This window comes from Syntrophorhabdaceae bacterium (genome assembly GCA_028713955.1).
Lineage (GTDB): Bacteria > Desulfobacterota > Syntrophorhabdia > Syntrophorhabdales > Syntrophorhabdaceae > UBA5609.
Window position 1 is genome coordinate 1 of record JAQTNJ010000199.1, and the last position, 5,823, is coordinate 5,823.

At 48.0% G+C, this 5,823-nt stretch carries 6 protein-coding genes and 4 tRNA genes; 8 read left to right on the forward strand and 2 right to left on the reverse strand.

From position 1 onward, the window contains the following. The 3 genes from PHU49_13550 to lptE form a co-directional block, all read left to right on the forward strand. On the forward strand, window positions 1–1,195 hold a 1,195-nt coding region (locus PHU49_13550; GenBank protein MDD5245033.1), incomplete at its 5' end, for an argininosuccinate synthase. 30 nt (window positions 1,196–1,225) lie between these two features. After that, a complete protein-coding gene (gene leuS, locus PHU49_13555) occupies window positions 1,226–3,703 on the forward strand; it encodes a leucine--tRNA ligase (GenBank protein ID MDD5245034.1) in 2,478 nt (825 codons plus the stop codon). 14 nt (window positions 3,704–3,717) lie between these two features. Then, the gene (lptE, locus tag PHU49_13560; protein MDD5245035.1) at window positions 3,718–4,245 is read left to right on the forward strand and encodes an LPS assembly lipoprotein LptE; all 528 of its coding nucleotides are present in this window, start codon (window positions 3,718–3,720) and stop codon (window positions 4,243–4,245) included. A gap of 5 nt (window positions 4,246–4,250) precedes the next feature. Here the strand turns inward: lptE and rpsT are convergent, their stop codons facing one another. Together rpsT and PHU49_13570 are read right to left on the reverse strand one after the other, a co-directional pair. Then, a complete protein-coding gene (gene rpsT / locus PHU49_13565) occupies window positions 4,251–4,568 on the reverse strand; it encodes a 30S ribosomal protein S20 (GenBank protein ID MDD5245036.1) in 318 nt (105 codons plus the stop codon). 119 nt (window positions 4,569–4,687) lie between these two features. Continuing rightward, window positions 4,688–4,969: a PxxKW family cysteine-rich protein gene (locus PHU49_13570; GenBank protein MDD5245037.1), complete on the reverse strand. Its 282-nt coding sequence runs from the start codon at window positions 4,967–4,969 to the stop codon at window positions 4,688–4,690. A 204-nt stretch (window positions 4,970–5,173) separates the two neighbouring features. On the opposite strand from PHU49_13570, the gene PHU49_13575 reads away from it, so the two are divergent. The 5 genes from PHU49_13575 to PHU49_13595 all read left to right on the forward strand — a co-directional run. Next, a tRNA-Thr gene (locus tag PHU49_13575) sits at window positions 5,174–5,246 on the forward strand. 3 nt (window positions 5,247–5,249) lie between these two features. Beyond that, window positions 5,250–5,335 (forward strand) — tRNA-Tyr (locus tag PHU49_13580). A 129-nt stretch (window positions 5,336–5,464) separates the two neighbouring features. Further along, window positions 5,465–5,541 (forward strand) — tRNA-Gly (locus tag PHU49_13585). Between the two features lie 70 nt (window positions 5,542–5,611). Beyond that, window positions 5,612–5,687: transfer RNA gene (locus PHU49_13590), tRNA-Thr, on the forward strand. A gap of 24 nt (window positions 5,688–5,711) precedes the next feature. Beyond that, window positions 5,712–5,823: GTP-binding protein (locus tag PHU49_13595; protein MDD5245038.1), on the forward strand; the 112-nt coding region annotated here is incomplete at its 3' end.

Sequence of the window (5,823 nt, forward strand, 5' to 3'; positions counted from 1 at the left end):
GGTAAAAAAGGTTGTTCTCGCGTATTCAGGCGGTCTTGACACGTCGGTCATACTGAAGTGGCTCAAAGAACAGTATGGCTGTGAAGTGATCGCATATGCCGCCGATGTCGGGCAGGCAGAGGAACTTGAAGGACTCGAAGAAAAGGCCCTCAAGACCGGCGCTTCGAAGATATATATCGAGGACCTGCGGGAGGAGTTTGCAAGGGATTTTATATTTTTCGCCGTTAAGGCCAATGCCGTGTATGAGGGCGGATACCTTATGGGGACGTCGATCGCCAGGCCGCTCATTGCAAAAAGACAGATCGAGATCGCGAGGACGGAAAATGCCGATGCGGTTTCCCACGGCTCAACAGGGAAGGGCAACGACCAGGTACGGTTTGAACTAACGTACTATGCATTTGAGCCCAACATCAAGATCATTGCTCCCTGGAGGGAATGGAGCTTCGCATCAAGGGAGGAACTCATCGATTACGCGCAGAAACACGGGATCGATGTACCTGTAAGCAAGGCGAAGCCTTACAGCATGGACAGGAATCTCATGCATATCAGTTACGAAGGCGGGATCCTCGAGGATCCCTGGATGGAACCCAATGAAGATATGTTTTTGACCACTGTTTCACCTGAAAAGGCGCCGGACAGGCCACGCTACATCGAGATCGATTTCCAGGACGGGATCCCCGTAAAGATAGATGGAAAGGCAATGTCACCTTTTGAGATCGTTGCCTTTTTGAATAAAGCAGGCGGTGAAAACGGCGTGGGGAGGTTCGATATCGTTGAAAACCGCTTTGTCGGCATGAAATCGAGAGGGGTCTATGAGACGCCGGGATGCACGATACTCCATACCGCGCACAGGGCAATGGAGTCGATCACGATGGACAGGGAGGTTATGCATATACGGGATAGTCTCATCCCGAAGATCTCCGAGCTTATCTACTACGGATTCTGGTACTCACCGGAGATGAACGCCCTGAGGGCCTTTATCGACGAAACCCAAAAAAATGTGACGGGGACGGTAAGGATAAAACTGTATAAAGGCAGTTGTACGGCAGCAGGAAGAAGGTCGGACAGATCATTATACATGAAAGACTTTGCAACCTTCGACAAAGACGCTGTCTACGATCAGCAAGATGCCGGAGGTTTTATAAGACTGAATGCCCTGCGGCTCAGGATCCGGGCGATGCTCAATAAGCAGTGAATTACAGGCCGTTATATGTCAGGAGTTGTTATGAAGCCCTACGAACCGCATGTTATAGAAGAAAAATGGCAAACCCTCTGGGAGAAGGATAAGGCCTTCAAGGTCAGCGAAGTCAGCACGAAGAAAAAATATTATCTCCTCGAGATGTTCCCATATCCCTCCGGCAAGATACACATGGGCCATGTGCGAAATTATTCCATAGGCGACGTGATAGCGCGGTATAAAAGGATGAGAAGCTACAATGTGCTGCACCCCATGGGCTGGGATGCCTTCGGCATGCCCGCTGAAAATGCCGCGATAGAACGCGGTATACATCCAGCCGCGTGGACCTATGAAAATATTGCCTACATGCGCAAACAACTGAAGAGGCTCGGATTTAGTTATGATTGGGACAGGGAGATAGCTACATGTGATGTCGATTATTATAAATGGGAACAGTGGATGTTCCTGAAGATGTTCGAGAAAGGACTCGTGTACAGGAAAAACTCGCCGGTCAATTATTGCACAAAATGTCAGACTGTACTTGCAAATGAACAGGTGGAGGGGGGAGCATGCTGGAGGTGCGGCGAGGAAGTGATCCAGAAAGAGCTGACACAGTGGTTTTTCGCTATAACGAAATACGCCGATGAGCTGTATGATTATTGCGACAAACTGCCCGGATGGCCCGAGAAGGTCCTTCACATGCAGAAGAACTGGATCGGCAAGAGCCATGGCGTAGAGGTTGATTTTAAACTGGAAGACGGGACGGATATGACGATCTTTACCACGCGGCCCGATACCCTCTACGGCGTGACCTTCATGGTACTTGCGCCGGAGCACCCGCTCTCGTTGAAACTCGCGCAGGGCACTTCCCAGGAAAAAGAGGTATTTTCTTTTATAGAAAAGGTGAAGGCACAGGACCGGAGCTTCAGGAGTGAGATCAGCACAGAAAAGGAAGGCGTATTTACCGGACGGTATGCAATAAACCCGCTGAACAATCAGAAGATACCGATATACATCGGGAATTTCGTCCTCATGGAATACGGCACGGGCGCGATCATGTCCGTACCGGCGCACGATCAGAGAGACTTTGAATTTGCAAAGCAATACAGCCTGCCGGTCATTGTTACCATATCGCCCGAAGGAAAGACCCTGGATCCTCAGGAGATGACAGAGGCCTATGAGGACGACGGCGTGATGGTCAACTCGGAGCATTTCAACGGGAGGAACAACAGGGAAGCCATCCCCGTTATCATTGATTACCTCGAACAAAAAGGCTTTGGCAGGGGAACTGTCAATTACAGATTAAAGGATTGGGGCATATCGAGACAGAGATACTGGGGTACGCCGATACCGGTTATCTACTGCGATCGCTGCGGGGTCGTACCGGTTCCGTATGATGAGCTGCCTGTCAGACTGCCGCTTGATCTGGAGATCACGATGATCGGGCGGTCGCCGCTGGCTGAATATCCGGAGTTTTACACGACAGTGTGTCCTTCGTGTAAGGGGAATGCAAGGCGCGAGATAGATACGATGGATACCTTCGTTGAATCTTCCTGGTATTTCCTCAAGTATGCCTGCGCCGATTACAAGGAGGGACCCCTTGACCGGCAGCGGGTTGATTACTGGATGCCCGTGGACCAATACATCGGCGGCGTTGAACATGCCGTTCTCCATCTCCTGTACTCAAGATTTTTTAACAGGGTCCTCAACGGGCTCGGGCTCGTAGAGGTCAGGGAACCCTTTGAGAACCTCCTTACGCAGGGGATGGTTATCAAGGATGGGGCAAAGATGAGTAAATCGAAGGGTAACGTCGTTGACCCCGATTACCTGATAGAGAAATACGGCGCCGATACGGCAAGGCTTTTCTGTCTCTTTGCATCACCACCGGAAAAAGACCTTGACTGGAGTGATCAGGGCGTGGAGGGAAGCGCGCGTTTTCTCCAGCGGGTCTGGAGACTTGTTGCTGAGCGTATCGAGAAACTGAACGGTATCGAGCCGGTTTATGAATCGCAGGGGGATGACCGTGATCTCAAAGAGCTTACCCACAGGATACACAAAACAATAAAGAAGGTAACGGACGACGTTGAAAGGTTCCACCTGAATACCGCCATAGCGAGCATCATGGAACTCGTGAACGCCATATACAGATATATTGAAAAGGAGGGGGACGGCAGGGAGGCCCAGGGATTACTGAGGGGCGCCATAGAGACAGTTCTGGTATTGCTCTTTCCTTTTGTTCCCCATATAACGTCTGAATTACAGGAGATGATCGGCAAGGGATCAGGTTTGATTGATAATTCATGGCCGGTCTATAACGAATTGTATGTGCAGGAAGATCAGATAACGATTGCAGTGCAGATCAACGGTAAGCTGAGAGACACCTGCCCGGTGGAACGCGATCTCGAAGAGGCAAGCCTGAAAGAGGTCGTCTTTTCCCTGGAAAAGGTGAAAAAACATATCGAGGGCAGGGAGATCAGAAAGACCATCGTAGTGCCGAATAAGCTGGTCAATATAGTCTGTTCTTGAAGAAAGAGATGAGGATGATGGATAAAAGAATATACAAAACGTTTTTTATGAACCTGCTGTTCACTTCGTTGGTCTTTATACTGGTCAGTTCCTGCGGATATCAGATGGTGCGGGAAAAGGGGATAGCAGGAGGAGATATTACCTCTGTTTATATCTCCGTATTTAAAAACTCGACCTACGAGCCTCATGCCTCTTTATATGTGACTGATGCATTTTCAAAAGAGCTTCTCTCGACAAACCTTTTCACAATAAATCGAGACCGTTCCGATGCGTATTTACAGGGTAACATCAGGAAGATTACCACATCGCCGACTTCGTTGAGCGGCGCGGGTATCGTGATCGAAAAATGGATCAGCGTTGACCTTGAGCTTGCCCTTTATAGAAAAAATGGTACATTTATGAGACGGTGGCAGCTGACAGATACGGAAACCTACAGGGTTGATAATGTCGCTGATGAAGATTATAACAAACGGGAAGCCTTGCAAAGACTGTCAGAAAGGCTGGCGAGACGGTTTTCCGCTGTCTTGCTTATCGATTATTGAGATCCTTAACCTTTTGTCTGCATTGCGTTGTTAACCTTTTTTGTTAACCTCGATACTTTCCGCGCAGCATTGTTTTTATGAATGACACCTTTTGATGCGGCTTTGTTTATTTGAGAAATGGCTTTGCCGAAGAGCACATCCAGGTTTTCCTTATTTTTTGTCTCTATCGCAGACAGTGTCTTTTTTATTTGAGTTTTCATTGTAGTTTTTACATGCGAATTTCTGAGCCTTTTCCCCTCAGATTGTTTTGCTCTTTTTATCGCCGATTTATTTTTTCTCAAGAACAGCCCTCCTCTTAATCGTTTGTCTTTTTTATCATTCATTCCCCATGAATGTCAAATGTTTCATGGGCAAACCTCGCCGGTACCGGCTATTGCCGCCAGTTAAAAAATGCATATATCAGCGAAAGGCCCTTAGACTGCGAACCCGTATGGACAAAAGGCTACTTCTTCCCTGCGTTTCTTTTTGACGCCTTCAATGGATTTATCTTCTGTTCTTCCACAGAGGCCTTTTTCACGTGGGATGACATGGAACAGGCGCCCTTTTGCCATCTTTGGGCTGGGTAGGGAAAATTTGCACAATATCTACCGGTTTCAAACTCAAGTATCCTTGCACAACCTTCACAACTCTCTACAATAGTATAACACTTCCCGCCATTGTAAGAACAACCGGTCTTTTTCATAAAAAGACACTCAACTCCCGGTTTTACGCTTTCACATACCATAACGGCATCACCTCCTTAATATTTATACAAAAAACGTGTAATTAAACTATATTTTCATGACAATGTCAATATGTATTCAAAAACAGGAGCAGAAATTAGGTGAAGGATTGCGAAGAAAATATTGACATGATAAGAAAAATATTATATTAATTAATGCTTATCGTATTGATTTTGGTAAGATTCTTGTACTATAATATGAGATTTGCTGGTGTAGCTCAATCGGCAGAGCAGCTGATTTGTAATCAGCAGGTTGCGGGTTCGAGTCCCATCACCAGCTAAAGGAGAGGTTCCCGAGTGGCCAAAGGGGGCAGACTGTAAATCTGTTGGCGAAGTCCTTCGGAGGTTCGATCCCTCCCCTCTCCACCACTATTTAGATATGGACACCTACGGGCAAGTCCCGGGAATAAAGCAGCAGAGAGCATGGAGCAGAGAGACAAGACAGACCAAATAGAATATACAGACTACAATGATGAACCAGATGAACAAGAAGAGGGTGCGGGAGTAGCTCAGTTGGTTAGAGCATCAGCCTTCCAAGCTGAGGGTCGCGGGTTCGAGTCCCGTTTCCCGCTCCAGAAATCAGAGCGGGTGAAAACGTGCCCGCTCCAGAAACCAGAGCGGGTGAAAACGTCGCCTGCTCCAGGTGCCTACGTAGCTCAGTCGGTAGAGCACGTCCTTGGTAAGGACGAGGCCAGCGGTTCAATCCCGCTCGTAGGCTCCATAAATATAAAAACGGAGGTTCTCTATGGCTAAGAAAAAGTTTGAGAGGACAAAACCCCACGTGAACATCGGAACGATCGGACATATCGATCACGGGAAGACGACCCTGACGTCTGCCATCACGAGGTGTCTTGCCA